At 54.9% G+C, this 22,078-nt stretch carries 20 protein-coding genes; 5 read left to right on the forward strand and 15 right to left on the reverse strand.

Going from position 1 to position 22,078, the window contains the following annotated elements:
- Window positions 1–727: 727 nt before the first annotated feature.
- A complete protein-coding gene (locus HKX24_RS15780; RefSeq protein ID WP_276154168.1) occupies window positions 728–1,213 on the reverse strand; it encodes a transposase in 486 nt (161 codons plus the stop codon).
- A gap of 571 nt (window positions 1,214–1,784) precedes the next feature.
- On the opposite strand from HKX24_RS15780, the gene HKX24_RS15785 reads away from it, so the two are divergent.
- The 3 genes from HKX24_RS15785 (at window position 1,785) to HKX24_RS15795 (ending at window position 4,199) form a co-directional block, all read left to right on the forward strand.
- Window positions 1,785–2,510 (forward strand): hypothetical protein, encoded by a 726-nt coding sequence (locus HKX24_RS15785; protein ID WP_276154169.1) that lies wholly within the window; start codon window positions 1,785–1,787, stop codon window positions 2,508–2,510.
- A 10-nt stretch (window positions 2,511–2,520) separates the two neighbouring features.
- A complete protein-coding gene (locus HKX24_RS15790; RefSeq protein ID WP_276154170.1) occupies window positions 2,521–3,372 on the forward strand; it encodes a calcium-binding protein in 852 nt (283 codons plus the stop codon).
- A gap of 374 nt (window positions 3,373–3,746) precedes the next feature.
- Window positions 3,747–4,199, forward strand: a complete 453-nt coding sequence (locus tag HKX24_RS15795; protein ID WP_276154171.1) for a hypothetical protein — start codon at window positions 3,747–3,749, stop codon at window positions 4,197–4,199.
- 167 nt (window positions 4,200–4,366) lie between these two features.
- Here the strand turns inward: HKX24_RS15795 and HKX24_RS15800 are convergent, their stop codons facing one another.
- The 10 genes from HKX24_RS15800 to HKX24_RS15845 all read right to left on the reverse strand — a co-directional run bounded on the left by HKX24_RS15800 (window position 4,367) and on the right by HKX24_RS15845 (window position 15,077).
- The gene (locus tag HKX24_RS15800) at window positions 4,367–5,656 is read right to left on the reverse strand and encodes a hypothetical protein (RefSeq protein ID WP_276154172.1); all 1,290 of its coding nucleotides are present in this window, start codon (window positions 5,654–5,656) and stop codon (window positions 4,367–4,369) included.
- Window positions 5,657–5,661: 5 nt separating this feature from the next.
- Window positions 5,662–6,780, reverse strand: a complete 1,119-nt coding sequence (locus HKX24_RS15805) for an AAA family ATPase (RefSeq protein WP_276154173.1) — start codon at window positions 6,778–6,780, stop codon at window positions 5,662–5,664.
- A complete protein-coding gene (locus HKX24_RS15810; protein ID WP_276154174.1) occupies window positions 6,773–7,339 on the reverse strand; it encodes a hypothetical protein in 567 nt (188 codons plus the stop codon). Before HKX24_RS15810 ends, HKX24_RS15805 begins: the two co-directional genes overlap by 8 nt.
- A complete protein-coding gene (locus HKX24_RS15815) occupies window positions 7,336–9,558 on the reverse strand; it encodes an N-6 DNA methylase (protein ID WP_276154175.1) in 2,223 nt (740 codons plus the stop codon). Before HKX24_RS15815 ends, HKX24_RS15810 begins: the two co-directional genes overlap by 4 nt.
- The gene (locus HKX24_RS15820) at window positions 9,555–10,598 is read right to left on the reverse strand and encodes a DNA adenine methylase (protein WP_276154176.1); all 1,044 of its coding nucleotides are present in this window, start codon (window positions 10,596–10,598) and stop codon (window positions 9,555–9,557) included. The genes HKX24_RS15815 and HKX24_RS15820 overlap by 4 nt, the downstream gene beginning before the upstream one ends.
- A 410-nt stretch (window positions 10,599–11,008) precedes the next feature.
- Window positions 11,009–11,701 carry a competence protein CoiA family protein gene (locus tag HKX24_RS15825; RefSeq protein WP_276154177.1) on the reverse strand — a complete coding sequence of 231 codons (693 nt, stop codon included), beginning with the start codon at window positions 11,699–11,701 and terminating at the stop codon, window positions 11,009–11,011.
- A 56-nt stretch (window positions 11,702–11,757) separates the two neighbouring features.
- Window positions 11,758–12,240 (reverse strand): hypothetical protein, encoded by a 483-nt coding sequence (locus HKX24_RS15830; protein ID WP_276154178.1) that lies wholly within the window; start codon window positions 12,238–12,240, stop codon window positions 11,758–11,760.
- A gap of 45 nt (window positions 12,241–12,285) precedes the next feature.
- Window positions 12,286–14,019, reverse strand: a complete 1,734-nt coding sequence (locus HKX24_RS15835) for a DUF262 domain-containing HNH endonuclease family protein (protein ID WP_276154179.1) — start codon at window positions 14,017–14,019, stop codon at window positions 12,286–12,288.
- Window positions 14,020–14,152: 133 nt separating this feature from the next.
- Window positions 14,153–14,725, reverse strand: coding sequence for an ImmA/IrrE family metallo-endopeptidase (locus HKX24_RS15840; protein WP_238373377.1), 573 nt, complete (start codon window positions 14,723–14,725; stop codon window positions 14,153–14,155).
- The gene (locus HKX24_RS15845) at window positions 14,712–15,077 is read right to left on the reverse strand and encodes a helix-turn-helix transcriptional regulator (protein ID WP_276154180.1); all 366 of its coding nucleotides are present in this window, start codon (window positions 15,075–15,077) and stop codon (window positions 14,712–14,714) included. The genes HKX24_RS15840 and HKX24_RS15845 overlap by 14 nt, the downstream gene beginning before the upstream one ends.
- Window positions 15,078–15,177: 100 nt before the next feature.
- Between HKX24_RS15845 and HKX24_RS15850 the strand changes: the two genes are divergently transcribed.
- Window positions 15,178–15,405 (forward strand): DUF2188 domain-containing protein, encoded by a 228-nt coding sequence (locus tag HKX24_RS15850; protein WP_238373376.1) that lies wholly within the window; start codon window positions 15,178–15,180, stop codon window positions 15,403–15,405.
- Window positions 15,406–15,409: 4 nt separating this feature from the next.
- A complete protein-coding gene (locus tag HKX24_RS15855; RefSeq protein ID WP_276154182.1) occupies window positions 15,410–15,619 on the forward strand; it encodes a hypothetical protein in 210 nt (69 codons plus the stop codon).
- Between the two features lie 303 nt (window positions 15,620–15,922).
- On the opposite strand, the gene HKX24_RS15860 is transcribed toward HKX24_RS15855, so the two are convergent.
- From HKX24_RS15860 to HKX24_RS15875, 4 genes are all read right to left on the reverse strand, one after another.
- Window positions 15,923–16,807, reverse strand: a complete 885-nt coding sequence (locus tag HKX24_RS15860; RefSeq protein ID WP_276154183.1) for a zincin-like metallopeptidase domain-containing protein — start codon at window positions 16,805–16,807, stop codon at window positions 15,923–15,925.
- A 559-nt stretch (window positions 16,808–17,366) separates the two neighbouring features.
- Window positions 17,367–19,253 (reverse strand): caspase family protein, encoded by a 1,887-nt coding sequence (locus HKX24_RS15865; RefSeq protein ID WP_276154184.1) that lies wholly within the window; start codon window positions 19,251–19,253, stop codon window positions 17,367–17,369.
- Window positions 19,254–19,255: 2 nt separating this feature from the next.
- Window positions 19,256–19,819 carry a hypothetical protein gene (locus HKX24_RS15870; protein ID WP_276154185.1) on the reverse strand — a complete coding sequence of 188 codons (564 nt, stop codon included), beginning with the start codon at window positions 19,817–19,819 and terminating at the stop codon, window positions 19,256–19,258.
- A gap of 250 nt (window positions 19,820–20,069) precedes the next feature.
- Window positions 20,070–22,070, reverse strand: a complete 2,001-nt coding sequence (locus HKX24_RS15875) for a type IV secretory system conjugative DNA transfer family protein (protein ID WP_276154186.1) — start codon at window positions 22,068–22,070, stop codon at window positions 20,070–20,072.
- Window positions 22,071–22,078 lie beyond the last annotated feature (8 nt).

Genomic DNA, 22,078 nt, shown 5'->3' on the forward strand with positions numbered 1-22,078 from the left:
TTTCGGGTGAACTTGGTCGCGCAATCGGAACCGCGAATATCTCAGGTAGCCCCAAGGACGAATGACGGCTATCGCAAACCGCATAAAGCGGACCTTAACAGCCAAAACTCGAACGGCAGCAAAGTCCCGCACTGTGTGATTTGATGCACATCGCGGCGAATGGCGGCTTTCACAAACGCAGGTTTGTGAAACGGATGTAAAATAGGCTCTCAGATAGCGAAGTCGTGCATCTCAGCTCCTGTCTCAATGTAAATTCCGCAAAGGGTGCCAGCGTCAAGGACAAATATTCCTTAACGTAGGATTTGGCACTGAGCCGGAGCAGACCCCCAAGAAGGGGCTCTGCAGACGCTGAGCAACTCGTCGAAAGCAATCCGTTTGAGCTGAATTTTTTAGGGAACGAAGGCTTCGCGGCGAACGTTTACATATTTTAACAAACAGGAAAAGGATATTAATTTCAATTATATAGTTCACCAATAGGATTTTATGTTGATAAGAAAATTTAAGAAGGTTATAGCTGACATCAAGGCTTCGAATGCGAAGCGTCCGAACCGAAAACTGAGTCTGTGGGCTATCGCGGCGCTCATCTTCTGGGCAATCGCACTTTCAAAAGTTTTTGCAGGTCTTGTCTTGTAGTTTTGTGCTCTGCAGCACGTGACTAATTCATTTTCAGAATAGGAGAAAAACACGGTAAGCGGTGTTCCGGTTACACGGTCTAGCAACTGTATCTTCAACTTTCTGGAACGGTCCATTTCTGGCTTGATTTACAGAGGGCGTTGACGATTGTGACGAGCTTTCGAGCGACAGCTGTAATGCTGACCTTGTGTGGCTTTCCTGCGGCCCGCAAACGACCGGCGAAGATTTTCAGGACTGGATTGTGATTGCTGGCGACGAGAGCAGCCTGGAACATGACATGTCGCAGCAGCCGCCGACCGCCTCCAATTGCACGCTTGCCTCGCATCGCCCCGCTGTCATGTGCAATGGGGGCCAAGCCTGTCAGGGCAGCAGCTTGCTCGCCACTGATCTGACCGAGTTCTGGCATTTCTGCAATTAACATTGTGCTGGCAACTGGGCCGATTCCAGGAACGGAACGCAGGATATCGGCAGTCATGGCAAGGCTCGCATCGGCCGCGATGATATCTTCAATCTGAGCTTCGAGCCCGGCAATTTGCCTGTCGAGCAAGCCTTTGAAGTCTTCGTCCATGGCTGCAAACATCTCGGTTGATCCGAGCTTCCCCTGCGCCTTGATCTGCCCAAGAAGGCGTTTTCGGGTTTTAACCAGCTGCGCCCGCTTAGAGGTCAAGGCTCTGAGAAGACGTAACTTTCCATGTGGGAGGGTTCGCCCGGCATCAGGTCTGAAAGCCACGAAACGCGCAATCAGTTCCGCGTCGATCCGGTCGGTTTTGGCCCGTGTGCCCCTGCTCGGGTCGTTTGCGGGAGAGTGTGAAATCCTACGCTAAGCTGACAGCGGTCGTTCGTGCAGCGCGCGGCGAAGGTCGGCTTCGAGCCCAAAGTCACCAATGCTGCGGAGCGAGTGAACGACCGCTTCAGACGTTTCACATGGGCCCAGGCCCGCCATCTGTTCCGTTTCGAAGCGCTGGAACGACCCCGTTGTAACGGTCTAAATGTTCCACTAAGAGGCTTTGTAAGAGCGCAGCCGATCGGGCCGTGGCCTGGAAATAGGTCGGTTTGGACCAGTCGATTCCGATACGCGCCGGTGCAGGTTTGTCCTCGACCTGCGATCCGTCAGGCTTATATTTCCGGCAGATATATCGAGGACACCGGCGTTGGGTAAACAGGTCATCCACATCACACTTGCGGCCTTGTCGTTGATGGCCTCGCCCCTCGGCGCCGAGGATATCGCTTCATCGGCTTGCCCTTATCACACCTCCGACGAGCCGATCCTTGTCTTTCCTATGGGGTTCGAGCGTTTTCTCGATGGTCCCGATGTGCAAGTCGCTGTGCCCGAGGGATACATTCGGCCTTTCGAGCGCAAGCGCTACGCTCGCGACGGCACCGATGGAGCGGCGCGCCTTTTCGTCGAGATACCTTCATTCGCACCGATGTACCTCGCGGACGGGCCATCCTCCTCCTTCAGGCTCGAGACCTCGGTGCCGCAAGAGGATCGGGGCACCATCCTTCTCGGGCCCGGCGTCCCCCTGGAGGAGCATCTTGCAGCGGTGGTGGGCCCGGATGCAGCCGCGTCGGCCATCAAGACGGGCGATCCGTCAGACGGCAGTTCGGCGACGGATATGCCTGACGGCCTACAAGCCGTTCCCGGAGCGCTCCTTGGCCAGACCCTCGTCGCCGTCGAAGACGGGACGGTGACATTCCTCGCGAACTGTCAAGATGGCCGGGTCCCGATCTGCACGGGTCGCGTTACGCGCGACGTCCTCACAGCGCAGCTCACGTTCCGCCGTCTCCATCTGGATGCATGGCGCGATATACGGCAGCGCACGGACGCCCTTCTACGATGCTTCCTCACCAATCAGCCTTCTCCAGCCCTCGAATAGGACCATCACAATGCCCCTCGCGCTGACCTATCGGATAGCTTCTTTGGAACAGGAGCCGGGTATGCGCGACGGCCGAGCCACAATGGATCTCGACGCAGACGGCTTCTTCGCCTTCACGAACGTGAATGGCGAGGTTTTCCTAACCATTGAGGAGTTCAACTTCGCCGATGCGGGCGTCTTCATTGAGGCCGGGCGGGAAGAAGATGCTACTATAGGCACGGGTGGACGCGACCGCATCTTCGGCGACGATGACGCCGACCTGATCGCTGCCGACGCTGGCGACGACATAGTGTTCGGGCGCGGCGGCGCGGACGAGATCAGCGGCGAGGGCGGGCGCGATCGGTTGTTCGGCCAAGACGGAGATGATCGGCTCTTCGGAGATCGAGGCGAAGACGCGCTTTACGGCGGCAAAGGCAACGACCTGCTCTCGGGCGGAGCGGACGACGATCGGCTCTTTGGGCAGAATGGCGGTGACATCGTCGTCGGTGGGCAAGGCGACGACCGGCTCTACGGCCAAGGCGGTGATGATACCTTGCTCGGAGGCTCTGGCGACGACCGCATTTTCGCAGGGTTGGGAAATGACAGCGTGGCGGGTGGAGCGGGTGACGATCGCATCTTCCTCGGCAGCGGAGACGACGTGCTGGTCTTCGCCAACGGCGGTGGAAGGGACCGAGTCTACGGCTTTGGGCAAGGCGATCAGATCGCCTTCGACATCGAGGGCATCGAGACCTTTACCGATGTACTAGCCTTCGCATCGGGCTCACGAGGGCGAACCGAATTTGAGTTCGACGATGTGACTACGCTCACGGTCTACGGACTCGACGCGCACACCCTTACGGAGGATCAGTTCCTCTTCACCTGACTGATACGACGTCGCCGGTTGCACGCAGTCTGGTTCGCTTGGGCATGGCCTATTGAAGCGGACCTTCGTCGCCGATGCAGCGAAAGCCCGCTCCGTCCGCAAAGCTGCCGGATGGCCAGATGGAGACTAAGGTCTGCTTTTCGCCACATCTGGACCGAACTCAGACGTTTATGTCACTGGCTAAATCCACCGTTTTTGACCTGCTAGTTATGACATGGGGTTTCTGTCCAATCTGCGAAGAACAAACCATGGTCTCTCAAGTCAGAACGACCGCAATGAATCTTTAAGTTATGAGTGTTGATCTCCCCCGTCATTTCTGCTGATTTGAACAAGGTCCAATTACGACAATAGATACCAGAGAAGAGGATCGCCGATTGCCTGAAGTACCAACTTGGTCTTGGGCTTTACCCCTGATTGCTTCACTGCTGGCGCTAGCTGGCGTGACTGCAACTATCATTGTTCAGTGGCGAAACTTCAATCGCCAGCTACGATCAGCACATGCGTTAAGAATCGCCGAGATGCGGCAGGCGTGGATAAACAATCTTCGAGACGCGATGGTGACTTTCCAATCGTATGGAGTGACGCCCGGCTTGGATCAAGAAGGTCAGCGCGAATTTTATGAGGCTGGCACGAGAATTGAACTCATGATGAACCGAAACGATAAAAACTATGAACGGCTAAATTTGGCGATGTACGCTTTTCTGGGAGCGGAAAGTACTAGAGAGAAGTATCAGCAGAACCCCGAATATCTATCTGTTTGTCAGGATATTTTAAAAGAGGAGTGGGAAATACTGAAGCGGGACGTAAAGGACGCCGCCAAACCTTAGGATCTCTTCTAACTGTCTACATAGTATTGGGTTGCGCCCTCCGAGAAAAGTTTCCAGCGGCCGTCCTCGCATCGTGGAGCAGAGATAGAAGGCTCGTCTCAGTCCCTCTCCGCATTGTAGGATGAACCAAAATTCAAACTTTTCTGTCGCCGGCAAAAAAACCGCTGTTAAAGGCTACCTACAAGAGAATCGACAAAGAGTTTTAAGCCACCTCGTCCTGAAATACCACAAACGCTGACTTCTATCGCTCGGATCAGAACACCATCTGCCGTAGCTCTGGCAAACTCGGTGGCATACCCGACCTGGTCCCGAATGGAAGGTGCACTGTTTACAGGTCTTGGATACACAAGCACAACCTCAGAAATTCCCGTTGCTCGGGAGAACGCGAGGGATTCATAAATGTCCGCGTTGGAAATTGATATGGCCGTGCGGTCCATGCGCCCCTTATATTTGGCGTCTACGATGACTTGGCGTGATCCTGAAACATCGGAAATCGTAACGATAGCATCAGGAACGACATTGAGCACCCTGACGGCCCCATCCTGCGTTCGCGTCCCAAGCCTATTTGGTGACTGGAGCAGCACATTCTGGGCTAGGAGTGCATTGCGAAGCGATAGCGAAACGAGTTGCTCCCAAACTTGCCACGTCTGCATGACGTAGCCTGGTGCAAAAGCATTCTTCGGATCATAAGCGCCACCGAGCCCCCGCAGAATGTCGAGAGAAAGATCGAACGTTGGTTGCCAAGCGCGTGATCGGCTAGGCAGCCGTCGATCCTGCAGACGTAACGGTCTTTTCTGATGCGGAAGATGCTGCGCAAGGCGCTCGAGACGCACACGGGTTTCAACGTCCGGAACGATGGGCGCCAGCCCCGCCGCAGCCGCTCTAATTACCGCATTGTAGGGGTTCTCGCGGGTGAACGACGTCACCGATTGCGGAAAACCTTCCTCCGTTGGAACAAATAAATTCTCGGGGTCAAAATCCCCTTCAATAGCAAACTCGCTGTGGGACAGGCGGCGATAGGTTCGCAGCGGTCTACGCTGGTTCTTCCAGTACATCTCGATCAGAGAGCGACCGATCAGCGTTGCAAGATCAGATGTCGCGCGGGCCGATGAATTCAGTCCCTCGTTGTCGAGTAGCCGCCCATGGTGTGAAAGCGTGGCCAGAAGGAAGAAGTCCTCGCGCCATCCGGGTGCATTTCCGAGAAATTTAGGCGCAATTTCAAGCTCTAGGCCTGACGCCAGGACAAGCAAACCCGCCACGTTCTGAAACTGAAAGCGGTCGGCATTGATGGATAGCGGAACGCTCTCCAGTCCGAGGATACCGCGCACACGGTCGCCGGCGCGGAGCAAAAGCTCGCGCGCGGTGGACGCCGAAACATCGCTGCGCTTGGCAATTTCTTCGTGGAGAGCCGAAGGCTTCGCATACTCAATAGCTGTGAAGCGCTGCCACGGGCGCATGACGATTAAACAGCCTTTTGGGACAGAGCGACGAACAGATCATAAACCTGCGAAGCATCAATGCTCACAGGACCATTGATCATAGCACGGGGTGCATCCCCGAAGGGCGTCTCTTCCAAGCTGTAGGGGTTTCCGGCAATGCCGCGATCTGCGTTCAAGACGATGGCAGTTCCGCGTACATCACCGAAGAACGCTTCATCGACGTGATTTTTGAGCGTCCGCCATGCCGTCGCAAAATGGGCAAGAGCGTCAGCCACGTTTGAAGGTTTGGCATTGTTGGCCATGAGCACGCCGTGACCAATCCTGAATTCAGACCCTCGTCCGAGCTCAATTCTTTGGTTTATCGCATCAAAAGCCTGAATCGCAGCCTCGCTCACATCGTCGGCGGAGCTTGGGCTCGGCGGCAAACTTGCCATCGGTGTTGCGGCAACACCGAAATGCGCCCGCAAGACCGAAGACTTGGGTTCCAGATTGAACGGAGCCCAACGCCGAAGGAAGGCTACATCCAGCGGCTCGACCGAGACATCCGCCTGGTTCATTGCTGCAAGAATGTAGAGCCGCGATGGAAAAGCATACTCGATCAGATCGCCGTTCACCGGATTGATCAAATCGAAGTACTGTGTTGCAGCCGTCGGCTTGCCGTCCGGCGCAAGGCGCTTATCGGATTCGATGGCCACGATAGCTCCGCCGAATACTTGTACGGTAGGGCCGCGGTTAATCTCATCAATAATGAAAAGCGCCGCGCTGTCCGGCTGCTTTGCATACTCACTGGCACGGTAGAGAATGCCTTCGGTAATTCTGAATGTGCCCGGCGGCGTGCCTGTGCGGACGTCCGGCATCACGCCAGTCAAGAAATCTCTGTACTTGCTAGACTGATGAAGAACGCAGCGAAAGACTTTCCGGTTGGAGGACGTGCCGATCGCCCCTGGCAGGGTTGTCGTGGGCGTTGGCGGGATGGGGACTGGTGCACCTGGTTGATGCGTCGGAGTGCTGGAGTACCCCTTAGCTTCAAAGAGGTTCGCAACCTCGCTCAGTAGCATGGACTTACCCGTACCCGGCGGTCCAGCGAGCAGGACGTTGCGGCGGTTCTCAAGCAGGTCCAGAATGTCGTTGGCATCAGCCATGTGGGTATTGCTCTTTTGTTACCAAGTCTAGAAAGGCTGACTTGCACCCGTCGTCGAACCAATCCTGCGCAAACCTCTTGATCTTCGGGTCCCAGTTTTGGCTAAGAAGGCTCGTCTCGGTCGTGAAATACAGCCAAATATCTCCATTGGCTTGCTGGAACATCATGAACACCGAACGACCGCCATTGGGATCGTTTTGAATCAAGCCATCAAGAGCATACTCAGAGATGCGTGCTATTCGGCATTCATTCGGGCGCGCATCTGTAGCAGGCCATATCTCCATCGTGGCGCTCTTGTGGCCAGTCGGCTCATGCCAAGTGACAGTGCCGCTCAGAACCTCGATTTGAGACGTGACTCCTTTTGCCCTGCGTGTCTTGGTTGTCTTGTTCGGGAACATGCGCTGGAAAAAAGGCAAGAACTCGGTTTCCGGTCGAAAACGCAGATCGCGAGCGCCGCCCCCGCTGTTGGCGTCATTTGACTTGGCGATAAACTTCCGGCGATCTCCGTCTTCAATATTTTGAAGGAGAACCCGCTCAATGGTCTGCGAACTACTTTTCACCGGGCAACCTCGTTGGATTTTTCTTGGATACTGCTGACAAACTCGGAGCTCACATAAGGTATAGCGCCTAGTTTGCGCGCGCGTTCTACACGATGGGCGCTTTTTTCATTTCCCGTTTCTGCGTTCCGGAGCCAAGCCGAAATCAGGACGTCTTCTGTGATGGTGGATGAGGTCTCGCCCCGTATTGGGGGTTGGCCGCGATCCAACAGAGGGAAGTCCCGCAACATGAGCCTTAGGTCATTTTCGGAACAACCATAAGCGCGTGCGACCAGAACGTCCGCTTCGCAGCGCAGTTCGGCAATGCGCCAGATATTCTCGAAGCCTGAATTTTTTGACTGGTCAAGCTCATGCAACTTTCGGGCGACGCCAATCAGGCGCTGCGCAGGGAGTGAATTGATATCAAGATTTGGGAGTCGAAGGGAAAGTAGGACAAAGTAATTTACAGTCGTCGTGACGATGCGCCGAAGAAGCCAATCGAAGGGAAGCGAGTTGACAATCGCAAGCCAAAGAAAAATCCGACTATCCGATGGATCATTGGGGAAACAAATCGTCGGAACCTTGTTTCCACAGATGACTTCTGGAGGAATCAATGCGGCCATCATAGACCGCTCGTTGGTTTGACCTGTAATATCACAAAAGCCCACGCGCATACGCTGAGAACGCCGCGTGGCTTCTGCAGATGCTGCGCTTAACGGCAGCCAGAACTGCGGGGCAACTTGGCTTTGTCCTGGCGGGAGATTGTGCCAAACGGCGCTTCGTCCTTCACCAGAGACGTAAGATTTGCACCCTAGACGGTGGGGTTGGACCATTCGGCCCTCAATGACCGGAAGGCATCCTTTTTCTGGCCGTTTAACAAAGTAGCGACGACCATGAGTCATGTCGATCTCACGGCAAAACTCAGGATACCAAGGCGAATCCTCTGATGAGACCACCAACCCGCCATTCTGCATTTTCTTGTACAGATGCCATTCCTCTGCCGAGCGCACCTCGGGCAGAGTAAGGTCGGAGCGCAAATGTCCGATATCCTTGAGCGAAAGACGTACCTGCGGTGCAGGTATCACTCGCTCGCTATCGGCGGTTGCATGGCCAATCTTTACTGCCGCAAGCGCCTTACTAGTCCTCGCCTTGCGGCTGTAATTCACGACAAGAAACTTAAACCGCGTGTCGATGGCGAAATGCCGTGCACGGTTTTCCATCACGGTGAAGGCAAGATCATCCGTACCCTCAATGAGCGCCCGCCGCAGAGTTTCAGTGCTGAGCGAGCGGATCAGACCTGCTGGAACCAAGAGAGCGCCGTGTCCACCTGCACGCGTCAGCTTGTATAGAAGCTCGGCAAAAGCGACGTAGAGATCAGGTTCGCCTTGCGCCAGGACAGGGTAGCGCTCAATGAGTGATCCCGCCATTGCGGCACGCTCGGTTTTGGCTTCTTCGTACCCAGCAAGTGATTGCAGGCGGTAGCTCGTTCCGTAGTCGCGGGTTTCGCCGTTCGCTTTGGCGTATTCATGCCTTGTAAGCTTGACCTTTTCCCAAGGAGGGTTCGCGATCACAATGTCAAAACCGCTCTTGCTTAACTCAAGCCAAGTGGCGTCAGGGGCAAGCAGGCTGTCTTGTGCTCGACAGTGGGCGTACATCGTTGCGATGGCATCCAGGTCATCGGTGAGCGATGCTAGTGAAAGCCGAGTGCCACGTAGAGCGAGCGGTGAAAGATCGGCGGCATAAACAGACTCGCGAAGCCATTCACTGGCCAGCAGGCGATCCGGCCCACAGGCTACGATTGAAACGGCAGTCAACAATATCCCGGCACCGCAGGCCGGATCGAGAACTTTTGCCCCTTTCGTGAAATGCGCCTCAACGCTGTGAGCGAGATGCAGGGCTAGCCGAAAGTCCGTGTGATACGCACCACTATTTCTCTGCTCACTGTGATCGAGAGCTTCCCGTGCCAGCGCGCTCAAGCAAAGCGAGGGGTGAATTTCGGTATCATCCAAAAGCTGAACAAGCGCTTTCGCATCGTCAAGCAGGCGCTCAGGTGCCATCAAGGGTTTGATCGCGAACTTCGAGCAAAATGCGTGAAAATCAAAGCCACCAAGGCGGGCGGATGCTGCTTCTAAGAGTTGGAAGCGCAACTCATCGTCATTCCCGCGATATCGTTTCAGGCATTGAGATATGTAGGCCTCGGCCTTTGCAAGGCGTTTACCTTCAACTGTACTTGATGGCTTCATGCGGCGGCGCGCTTTGCTTCCTTGGTCTTTTCGATGCAAAACAGCAGCTCTCCAACGTCGGAGGCAGCTTTGCTGGCAGCTTTATTAGGACGATAGCGACCAATATTCTGGAGCGAATGAACGCTAAGCTCTCCAATGCCAGCTAAAGAATCGGAAAGTGATTTAATCGGGACGTGACCTTCGGTGCTATAGGACAGGAAAATACGGCGAGCTGGAAGTTCCGAAACGAGGCGCTCGATAGCTTTCGCAGCCCTAACTTTATAACAAAAATCAGATGCTTTTTCTCGCCATGGACGAATACCGCAAACCCCTTCAACTTGAGGCTCATCTCCAAGAGCGATGGTTTCAAGAATGTGGTAATAGGCTGCGTATTGGCGCTTGGTGTAGGGTGGATCAAGATAAACTGTATCCTCCGGCGCACATGGCACCTGATGAACGTCCCGCGTGCTCATGGTCGCATGCTGAGAAGCTTCTCGATACTCTCCGGGCTCGATCACCAAGGCATCGAGCGATTGCCTCTGCCATTTAGACAGGAAGCAGCCATAGGTTCCGGCGGTGTTGGCGATGCGGTTTGAAGCCCGCATCAGATCGGCTATGAGAACACGCTCTTCATGTGACGTGATTACATCAGCTTGCCGCCAAGTACGGATTTTCTGCCGTATGCCATCGATCTTCTGAGCGTTTTCTTCGGTAAAATACATCCGAGATACCTCGCAATGATCCGATGATATCGGGCTATATTCGCGCCAAATGAAGCCTTGTACGGGCGGCGCTTCATTGAGAGCCGCAATTGCGTTGTGATATCCCGAAAGCCCTTCAAAAGGGAGGTCGGATTTTGACGTCACGCGCGCGTAGGACATAATAGCTGACGAAGCCAAATGATCGTTCACGTGAACAGGCCACCCCGCCCGAGACGCCGCTTCGGCAACTGCCCCTGTTCCAGAGAAAGCATCCACGAATACACCGCCATCGGGCGCGCCGATGTGATCAATGATGGCTTCCACTATACGCGCCTTAGAGCCGATGTACCGGAATGACATGCGTTTGGGCCTCCCTGCCTTATTTAGTTTTTGTTGTCATGCCGGGAAATGAGGTGGCATGAATCTTCTCTTAGCCCACGCAAACTGCTCAGGCGTTAATAAGGGTGGCGTGCTTCATCGGATAAGGCGGCCTAGACCTCGCGAACGGGGTAACCCGCTCTCAGCCAACATGGCATATGCAGCCAGCTGAGAGCAATATCTTGTGGGCTGATGCCGCACGAATTCATTCTCCGGAGCCCCACAAGCTGTCTCGCACCCAACCGGCGGAAGGTTGGTCCCGACAAAGCGGTCACTGTGGGAATCTGCGGCCGCTCAGAGGCGCGGATGCTGGACCAGGTGGCCAACACTACGCGGTAGATACTTTGGGAAGATGTCACTGGCTAAATCCACCGTTTTTGGCCTGGCGTTTGCTAGTACCTACTGCGCCTTCGATAACCACGCCGGGTGGGTTCTGCGAACTGGACCACTGGTAGCGGCCTCCCTTCACTAATCAATCTAGCGAACTCCGCCTTCGGGAAGTCGAAAAGGTAGCGGCTTCTGCTTTGTGCGGCTGTAAGCATGCACAGGTTATCACCACCAAAGTCAAATCCGACGATCTTGCCCAACGATCCCCATTCTTTGAGAAGCCGGATTTCCTGGCAATAAACGGTGTAGATGTCCACGCCGTCGAACCTTTGCGGGTAGTTTTCTGAAAGCATCCGTTCATATTGGGTCAGATCAGTTGGGCGACGGGTTCCATCGACAACCCAGATTACCTGGCCGTAGAACTTGGTACGCTTTTTCACCTCATCCGGCTTGATAGCAGAGTGCTGGAACTCGATCACAAGGCCATGGGGTGTTTTGATATCCGCTATATGAAGCTCGCCGGTTTCATCGCGAGCTGGCACCTCTTGCCAGTCGGTGACAAACCGGTTCTTCCATTCGCGGTGCCATTCGGTTTCGTTTTCCCACCAATGATCACAATGACGGCGGCCTTTGTGCGCCCAATGCCAGACCTTCTTTGTGCCGCATCGAGCTAGCATTTCTGCATCGCAGCTCGGACAGACACCCTGAGCACCAGGTGTCGCCTCAACTCGTTGACCATTCAAAAGTGCAAAACGCATTCTGTTTACGCCTAGTTCAAATCTGGCTTAGCGTCCTGGTCCGACGCCACCGGTAGTCACGCAGGTGAAACCCGCTTCAGAAATCTGAAGCTCGGCTCACCTGTCTCATCGTCCGTGACTTCTTCTGGCTCAATACCCAAAACATTGGTTGTCATGGCCACCGACGCTGCGTTGTCTGCCTCCACAAGACTCTCAATCCAGTAATCCGTAAGACCCTTTGCAGCCATATTCGCCTGAAAGTCTTGAAGCGCCACCGTCAAGACATAGCGACCGAGCCCTTTTTCACGCTGATCTTCTCGCACGGCGCAACCTATGTGAATGACGGGCAGATTTTCGAGCGGCTCAGTGATTACAACCACTGCAATTGCAGTAGCATGAGCACCTTTCATTCGCACATAGCTCAACCGCGGCGTCCCCTCAGGACTGTCTGCGTGAATGAAGACCTTTGGGTCCGTCGCTGTTGGCTGAACCTTTATCGCCCCCGCCTTCAGGGCTGCGTTGAAGCCTGTAAGGGCATCCATCATTTCGACGCGGTTCATAGGTCGCCTCCCTCTACTCGATCCGTTTGCAACCGAAGATGTCAGCTACTCGGCTGCATCCTCAAGCGCTGACTCGTGCAACAGCCATTTGTCTTTCATAGCTTCGAGAAGCTCTTTCTGACGCTTCTTGACGACCTTTGGCGTCCAATTCTCATGGTTGAGCACCTGGGTCGTCAGCGCGTATGAAGACACATTGTCCTTGCCCAGAAAGTAGGCTTGGCACTTTTTCTTGAACGGATAGTTTTGAGCACTTGAGTTACGACGCTTGTTCAGGGGCAAGAGATTGCCAATCCGATGCACCCACGCGGCACGCTTTTCCTCATCCGGCCACAGCTCAGCCCACTCGCTATCTTCCGTGACCGTTTGCGGCAGGACGTGCTCAATAGTCAGAATCTTAGGATCATAGACTGCCCCGCCATCAGAAATAAAAGAATCTAACCGCAACATTATGTAACTGCGCCTGCGAGGAGTGAGTTGATAAACATTTCCGTCGAGCACACCCACAAACTGTTCGATCTCTTCTTCGGACAGCTCCAACCAGGTTATCTCAGCGGCGGTTTTCCCATCCTCTATCTCACCCAAAACTTCCGCAAAAACCTCGATCCTCTCGTTCACGTTTATGCGGCAAGCGAGCATCCAGGCGGCGAGGCGTTCAAGGCGTTGAAAGAAGCCTAGTACTTCGACAGGCTCGTCTTTCATTCGAGACATGAATGCTATTGCTGGCGGAACCCAATCCGAGAAATCCAGGCGATTGAGCCACGTAAGTAGCTCATTGACTTCTTTTGATTTTTCTACTGCCACATATGAGCTTGTGCGGATCATATCGTAGGCGTTGGAATACGGCTTGAGTATTTCATCGACGAACTTCTTCGGATCAAGTTCATCTACCAAAACGTGCTGCCGAAACTCTTCCAGTAAAGACTTTCGAGCCTTCTCCTTGGCATAGATCATGCGGATGTATGAGAAGAGGTCATTGAAGCCTTCACGGCCCAGTTCCACCTCCATTTGCTCCCATTCATCATTGACATTGTCTTGGTCTGCCTCTGGGACGTTTCCGATGATGTCCGCTTTGATGATGTCGGTTGGCTGAAGTTCCATGCCTCGGCTGTTCATTACCGAGAACACCCTAAACGCCGAGTCTCTGTTCGGTGTCGAAACGGCGACTAGAAAACACCGCCCGAGGAGAAACTGGATGAAACGAACCAGTGCTTCTTCATCATCTGCAAAGGTTTTTGCTACGGCAGATCGAAAATATGCTGTGTTGGACTGGATGTTGCGCTGCGCCTCGTTCTCAAGGCCAGAAGCATCCAGCTTGTCCAGCTCATCGAGCCGCCACTCCTGCACGAATTTTCGGAAGAAATCATTATCTCGCTCTCGCAGTGTTAGGCGTGGCTTTGCCTTGAGGCCCTCCCACTTGTTACCAGGTTCGATCACGTAAGTTTTCAGGTTCTTTTTCTGCTCAGCATCCTCCTCCGTTTCCCCCGAAAGGAAGTCGACCAAGACCGCCAGAAGAATAGTCAGTGTGGTGAGGCGCTGCTGACCGTCGATCACTTCGGCATGCGGCTTTCCATCTTCCTTGATCAGCACAACGCTCCCAAGAAAGTAACCCTCATCCGGGGCCGCTTCCGCAAAATCCTTTAGGTCCTCAAATAGGTCCTGTGCTTGTTCAATCTGCCAAGCATATGGCCGCTGATAACGCGGTATAATGAACTCAAAATCTGAGCTGAAAATCTTTGCCAGTGGGTACTCAGAACCCGAAATCTTTTTCGACAATTGCAATTTCCCTTCCTAAACTCTTCAGGTCCAACGCACCTTCAGGGATGCATACTACCATTGAAAAGATGTCGCTATTTCCCGCCACCGTATTTACTCAGAGCCAACATTTGCCCATACATTCAGGGTCATAGTAATATTAAGCTGCGTATCTCGTCCGCTTCTTTGCCCCAGAGAGATTTATGCGCATCTGAATCACATCTCGCGTGACTCCCCATTCTTCCGAAAGACTGTAGAGGGTGTGGGTGCTCCCGCTAATCAGCTTGTAGGCACGAAGGGCAGCTGCGTCGGAGATCAATAACGTTGGTCCAAGCCGCTCTGCTTCCAGCTCATGCTCGGGAAGGAAGTCCCTGATGCCGTCTGGCTGAAACGGGTTTGCTGGTGGATGTCCAAGAAGGATGTGCGCCAGTTCATGGGCTATGTCTGAAACTTGTCGCTTCGGATCGTGGGCGTCATTGAGCAGGATGAACGCAGCTCTCCCCTCGAAACAGGCGGCTGCCGAAAAGTCATAGCCTGGGCGCTTCTCAAGAAGCGCCTGCTGCTCTTCACATTCTGGAAGCTTTGAAAGCGGATAGATGGGTACTTCAAGATGCCGTGCGAGCCGCTTTGGACACAGCGGGTCATGAGGGGCGAGGTCCAGCTCGCCCCTCAGATCATCGGCCCATCTATGTGCTTCAGCCACAAATCCACGGCGTAGTTTAGTCTTCGCCACCCACCTTCTCCTTACGGAACTGCTCGTAGGCGGCACGGATCATTACTTCGATTGCCTGTGCTCCTTCGGGTTTCAGGTTTTTATCCGCTCGAAGGTGGCCAACAATCTCGGCCAAAGGCTCAGGTTGCGCCGCAACTTCATCATACGCGATAAAGTCGTCTGCACTCAAACCAGACCACTTACAAAGTGCGGCTAATGTATCGACGTCCGGGCGTTTACCCTGGGCGATCCGTGTCAAGGTCGAGGCACTCACCTTGGCTTTCTCCGCAACGGCCTTCCACGTCAGTTTCTTTGCCTGACGATGGGCATCCAGCGCGTTGTAGAAGGCCTCATTGAGGAACTGCTCTTTCATGTCGATTTCACTCTTGCAATCTCCCTCCTATGTCGCAATATATGGCTTGATTGCGATCTTGCAATCGTTACTCCAACTCGCAACCGAAAGGAAAGCGAAAATGTCAAGTGGTAAGAACCAGTATGTCGTCCGCCACGGCGACAAGTGGGGCGTCCGGGGTGAAGGCAATCAGCGCCTGACCCGGGAGTTCGACACGCAGCGCGAGGCTATCGACCACGGTCGTGGCATCGCTCGAAACCAAGAGTCTGAGCTGAGGATTCAGGGCCGCGATGCGCGGTTTCGCGAAGCCTACAGCTACGGCAATGATCCCTATCCACCGAAAGGCTAATGCAATGATGAAGCTGAAATACAAAGGACGCACCTTCACGAATGGCCGCTCGCTTGCGAACGCCATTACCCGTGACTTCAACCAAGAGGTCGAGCGCAAGCTTCGGCAGGCCGCAAGTTCCTCGGGACTGCGGGTCCGCAAGACCCATAAAGGGCTCGAAGTTGAAGGGGATGCAGCAAACATGGACCGCTTCTACAAGCGGCTCGGGCGTTGAGGCCCCGGATAACCTCCTCCCATAACTTCTCAACTTAGGCGCGGTTCAGGTTTCTGATCGCGCCTTTTTTCTTTCGAAAAGCAAGAAAATATATGAGTTCTTTCAGCCTCATTGAAGTTGCACTAGCCATTACGTCGCCTCCGCCCCTTGGGGCGTCCGCGCAAAGCGCCGGGCCTGTCGGCGGGTAGCCTTCAGGTTGCCCGCCGACAGGTCACCCTGAAAACGCCACCACCTAGATCACGCCAGAACGCAAAAGCCCCCGCCTGCTGACGGGGGCCTCGATCATTGCGGCGGTGCGGGCTGTTACTCGGCGGCCACCCGGTCGGCCTGCGCGGTGCGCTCCATAATGTAGTCCACGGCCTTCTGCGCCTCGGACGCGGCCCGGAAAATCGCGCGGCTGTCTTCCTTCATCGCCTCCAGCCATCCTTCGACGTAGGCGGCGCTCTGATCGAATTCAGGCTCCACCCCGATCTGCGCGCAAAGCATGCAGTTGCCAATCTCCGCGACCAGTTCCTCGAACGCATAAGCCTTGCGGTCATTGAACCGGCCCAAACGGTCCAGCCGCTTCGTCGCCCCTGTCCAGTGGGTCAGCTCATGGGCCAAGGTGCCGTAGTAGCCTGCGGCCCGGTGGAACGTGCCAATCGGCGGCATGTGAATCCGGTCGGTCTTGATGTTGTAATAGGCGCGCGGCTCCTCGGTCACGTCGATCTGCGCGCCGGTCGCGGCAAAGAAGGCCTCCAACGCGGGGTCGGCTACGGTGTCAAGATCACGGGGCGGGTCGGGCAGGATGTAGAATTCAGCGGGCAAGCCCTCGATCTGATCGGCATTGAACACGCGGTAGGCCTTGGCATAGGGGATCTGGCGTTCCTCGCCGTTTTCGTCCTCGCGCTCGACGGTGCCGTATTTCACCACTGTTGCGGATTTTTCGCCCTTGCGAACATGGCCCCCAAGCTGCTTGGCCTGATTGAACGTCATCCAGCGGGCTGAGCTGTAATCCTTGGCCATTGCTGTCGCCCAAAGCATCAAGATGTTGATGCCCCGATAAGCTTCGCCGTTGAACCGTTCCGGCAGGCTGACCCCTACCCCGCCGCCAGTCCAAGGCTTGCGCCAGGGCGGCGTTCCCGCCTCGATCTGCGCGATGATCTGATTGGTGACATGGGAATAAACGTCAAACTTCTCTGCGGTCATTTGTGACCCTCCTTCGCGTGACGCGGGCCGGGTCTCTTCCCCTTTCCGCCGGTGGGCGGGCCTTCCTTCTCTGTTGTCTGGAATGCCCATGCATTCCGGACGGCAGAGCAGGTAAGGGCAAAGCCCGTCCTGCGGCCCGGCGGGGCCGTGACAACCGGGTGGAGGGCGTGAATTTGGGAGGGAACCGCGCGCCTCGCGCGTGGGAGGAACCGGAATTCTCGACCGGAACCGACGCCATCGGCGGCGCTTGCCGGTTTTCTCGGACCTGCCGGGATGGGAGGCGGATCAACAGAATTTGGAAACTGACAGGATTGGCCGTCAACCGAGGCTTTGCCCAAGTGATATCGCCCGCAAAGCTTGGAACCGCAGGTGAAGAGTTTGCATAAGTGCGCTCTTAGGGGCGCCGAGACATCTGGCAGCCTTGAATTTTCACGCTGTTCATTCGCGTCGCGAACGGCCCAAACCGGTCATCCACTGCGACCACCCTATGCCGCGGCGCGGCCCGTGAAAGCGGACTTTCGCCGCGGGGGCAAAGTCAGAGGAAAGTCGCGCTCCAAATTCAAGAGGCTTGTTCGATAATGTGCCAAGGGACACGATCAGGAAAAATAAGCGACGCGATCAGTGCAACACTACTTTGAAGCTGGTCTAGTTCCTGACACGCATGATCAACCCGAGGCCTCAAGTGCTTCTCGAAGAACGCAGCGAGTTCCGCAATCGTGAATACTTCGAAACCAAATCGGAAATAGAGATTGCTTCCCTTTGATATGATTTCACCCGAAAAACCTCGATAGCTTTCCGGCACGAAGGTGCCCACAACGGTACCATCAATCTCAGACAAGTCGTAGCGTATGATGTCTAATTCTTTCGAAACCCAGTAGTGAGCCAAGAGGGCGAAGAAAGCTTCACTCGGTCGGTCACAGTATTTTTCGTAATTGGGGTCTTCGTCGGAAAGACGGTGCCGTAAAAAGGAAAATGCGTCTTTGCTCGGCAGGTCATTCTTCGCGACCTTACCATTTCGATAGAAGTATGAATTGTATAGGCAGCCAATATGATTTTTGGCCCAGTCATCTTCTGCGTATTTCGCGCACAACGCAGAAATAACGACGATACAGGGTGCTTGCTTTTCGGTCATTAGCTCAAAGGAACCGGCATAGTCTCTAGCAAGGCAGGCAAGGATTTTTCTCATCGATCGTTGAACAGGCTCCGGTTCGAAGCCAACCACCTCGTGAATTCTTACGGCAGTAAGAGCCCATGCAGCGATCAGTGTGACACGTTGAGGAAGCGAGAAAAATTCGCTGTAACCCCCGGCACCATTTAAGAGAAACAGGGTGTCTGCTTCCATGTCCGAAGCCAACTCGGAGAGTGTGCTAGCGAGCTGTTCAGCAAGGACGCGAAGGAAATATTCACAAAGCTCCTCAGCTTTGTAGATATCTGCCGCGACCATAGAAAAGACCGAAGTCAGTATCACCGGCGCGAATGCATCGTCGGACTCGCGTGCTTTGTGAGAAAAGCTCTCAAACAATCCTGACAACATTGCAGACGCTACCGTATTGTCTTCAGGATAACCCAAAATGTTCGACAGGACCGAATAGAGCTTCCTTGGCTGCACCTGCTTGGACATCTGAAGGTAACATAGCCAGAGCTGTTCCCTTTGGTCTTGGGTGAGATCGGAGGAGATTGGGATTCCTTGAACGGGTGGTTCAAAAACTTCATCGCTACGGTTCCTAATAGCGTAGCAATTCCTGCAGAATGCCGGTGCCCCTTGAAGGTTGAAGGACCAGAACGATGCGATTTGTGAGCCACCTTGTATCTCGACCAGCTGCGCCACATCGGCCAAACTGAGTTCGCTTTTGTTCGTGCCAGTATCAATCGAGCCGAGCATAGTGTTCAACAGGGCCTTAGTACCGAAGCCGCCGGAACCATCGATTGCCTCACCGGCGGATTGGTTCCTAGAGCTCAAGGCAAGAAGGGAAATGCTTAGCCCCCCTGCTACACCCATTTCGAAACTCTTTGATATTGCTGGAATATCTACTGCGACACCGCCTGCTTCGCAGGCATCCACGATTACATTTACGTGGATGGAGTCAGACTCGTTCAACATCTGAAACAAATCAGTTAGTGACAAACCTGAGTGTGCGAGCTTCCTCGCTTCGCTGTCCGCGCATGCTAAATAGTAGCCTGACTTGGTTTCGCCGCCGTGCCCAGCGAAAAAGATAGTTAGGTTTGTTGTTGCAGATTCATAGATATACTCTGCAATCGCATCCCTTACTTGCTGAACGGTCGGGTTAAGCAAGAGGGAAGACTTTTCGGGGTCGCATACACCCGTTTCTTCGCCTGTTGCGGCCTCGAAGAATCCTCGCGCATCAACAACCGCTCCTGGAAGTCCCTGCAAGCGAGTGTCTTCGTATTCTGATACCCCAATTACAATGCAGGCCGTTTCATTCAATCTCACAACCTTTCAAATCGCGCTAACCGTTCTTGCTCCTTGATGCGAGCTTCCTTCCTCTTTTTCTCTTTAAGCAATTCAAACCTCTGTTCAAATTCAGGTCCCGCCTTGTCGAACTCTGCCATAATCTTGGGCGTTTGAGATGGGTGAATGAACATCGAGGGCATCGACAGTTCGCCATCTTTTCCTAGCGGTAGCTCCATTTTTTCGAGCATTTCATATATAGCTTCAGGCATTGGACGCCCCGCAGCGTTTACAACTTGCCCTGTTCGGTCTGTTGCTTCTTTCATGGTTTCGAACAGCATCCGTTCCATTTGGTCGTGCATGTCTTGCGTCACCTGATTAATTGCATCGAAAATCACATGAGCACGACCTTTGGCGATATCTGCGAGCCGTATCTCAGTTTCAGTACCATGATTTTGAATCGTACCCTTTTTGTCGCCAAGTTCGTTGGCTGGGGCCTCCCAGGAATGCCCGTGACTGAATTTGAGGTCATTTTGCGGATCCATGTATCGTTCTCGCAGATAACGGGTGTTTTCACCGACCTGCTCAGCAAAGCTGCGCATGAATTCGGAAGAGTCCTCGTTGGACAATAGCGGGCACTTCCCCATAAAAAATTCCCTAAGCAGCTTGGATCAAAATATGGCCCCGCACAACAATATCTACAACATCTAGGGTCAGGATTCCGCGAGTCACGTACTTACCGTAACCGTAGTGTTTGGGCGGTCCGCTTTTAACACTCGAAAAAGAACCAGCCTCACAAGCAGCGAAAGTCAGCTTTCCGCCCGCCGTACAGAAAAGCCATGCCCCGCCACCCTATCGAGCAACCAGCTTTTCGCCATCCCCCTCCTGCAGCATCGCTTCCATTTCAGCCAATCCATCGACTGCAGAGCGCATCTGCGCCTCATCAGCTACGCTCGCAGCTTCAGAATCCACAACGCTGCTGCCAAAATCCATCTCCATCTGGCGCTGTTCCTCGGCGATAACGGCTTGAACGACCGGCGAAGTTTTCTTTGGAGCGACATCAGTTTTCCCTGACGATTGGCCATCAGCAGCCTGGCGTTCGGCCTCAACGTCGGCCTCGGATCCGCCAGACCCGTCCAGTGGCGGTGTCATCGGCATGGCGCGCATGCTCAGCGGCAGCGTGCCTTGCGGCCCCCCTCCCCCCGGCTCTGGAAATGGCAACTCGCCTGTCTGCGCCGCATGGATGGCCTTAAACAGCCGGTCGTCAAAATACTGGATCCGCTTCGCCCGGACAGGCATTTGTGCATCGATCACCATGACGATCTCGTCGAGTGGCAGGCGGCGAGCCTCGTCTTCGGGGAGCAAAGAGCTTTCCTCGGTCCGTGTTGATTGGCTACGCCCCTCGAAGGGGTTCTTGCCGATGGATTGCGACCGCGTGACGACGGTTTTCGTGGTCTTACCGACCGCCTTGCTCAGCTCCTCGACGGTCTTCTCGTCAGAAGGCGTCAGATAGAGCTTAACGCCCGCGTTGCCCTGCAGGGCCCGGCGGGTGTTCTCGCCGTAGATTTCATCGAGGGCGGGGATGGTTTGGGTGACGACGGCCAGGTGACCTCGATAGGTGCGTAGGGTCTCGATGCTCTCGACCACTATGGGCATCTTGCCGAGGCGGTTGAACTCATCGAGCATGATCATCACCGGCCACGGCTCATCTGGCCCGGGGTCCTTTTCCTGCATGGCCGAGAGAAGATCGGAGAAGAAAAGGCGGATCAGCGGCGCTAGAGGTTTGACCATCAGCGGCTGGACCACGAGATAAACCGAAAAGGGTTTCTTCCGGATCGTCCGGAAATCAAAATCCGACACCGCCGTCGCCTCATCGATCGCCGGGTTCTGCCATTGATCGAGCCCCGAGGTCATCAGGAGCGAGACATAGGAAGTCAGGGTGTCGTTGTTGGTCGAAGCGAGCCGCGTGAAGATCAGCTTGGCAGCCCGGTTTTCCACCTCGTGGCCGCGCGCAAAATACTCCTTCTGCTTGTTCCCGCCCGAGGCAGCGATGCGGTAAATCTCGCCCAAGGTCGGGCGCTTGCGCTGGAAGGCCAAAAGCCCTGCCGCCACGAAGAGATCGATCCCGCCCTTGAGGAGGCCCTGCACCCGGTCGTTGTCACTCTGCAGGAACAGCGTCGCCAAGAGCTGCAGTTCCATCTGCTGGCGCGCAGGATCTTTCAGCTCGAAGATACGCAGGAGCGGGTTATAGCGATGGGTGCGCTTGCTCTCCCAATCCGTGGGAGCAAAGCGATAGACCTTGTCGCCCTGGGCTGCGCGGTGCCGCGCCGTGGCCTCGAAACACTCGCCCTTCACATCGAGCGTCACGGCAGAGCCTTGCCAGGTGAGCAGGTTCGGAATGACAAAGCCCGTGGTCTTGCCACGGCCCGTGGGCGCCACGATCAGCGCGTGCGGGAGTACTTTCGAGCAGATGTATTTTGCGCGGGAGCCGGGCGTCCCAAGTTTGCCCAGGATGAACCCGGTCCCGGGTGCGCCAAAAAACCCGTTGGCCTTCATCTCGCGCGCAGACTGCCAATGGGTCTGGCCAAAGCGTGTGAGGGCCGATCCCGAGAGGGCGAGGCTCAGCATCAGGCCGGCAGCGGCGAAGCTGCCGATGATCAGATGGATAAGTTGCGCGTCCTCCGGTCGGCGATCGCGGATCGCCATGTAGTTCTGCGCGATATAGGCGAAGTCGATCTCGGCGCCGAAGCCGAGATCCTGGTAGCTCAGCACTGCGGAGGCGATGGTATAGCCCATGGCCCCGGTCACCAGCGTTACCAGAAAGACCCCTGTGGCGATCCGCGCTTTTCCCATGGAGGGGC

The sequence above is a fragment of the Sulfitobacter sp. M85 genome (genome assembly GCF_029285915.1).
GTDB classification, from domain to species: Bacteria; Pseudomonadota; Alphaproteobacteria; order Rhodobacterales; family Rhodobacteraceae; genus Sulfitobacter; species Sulfitobacter faviae.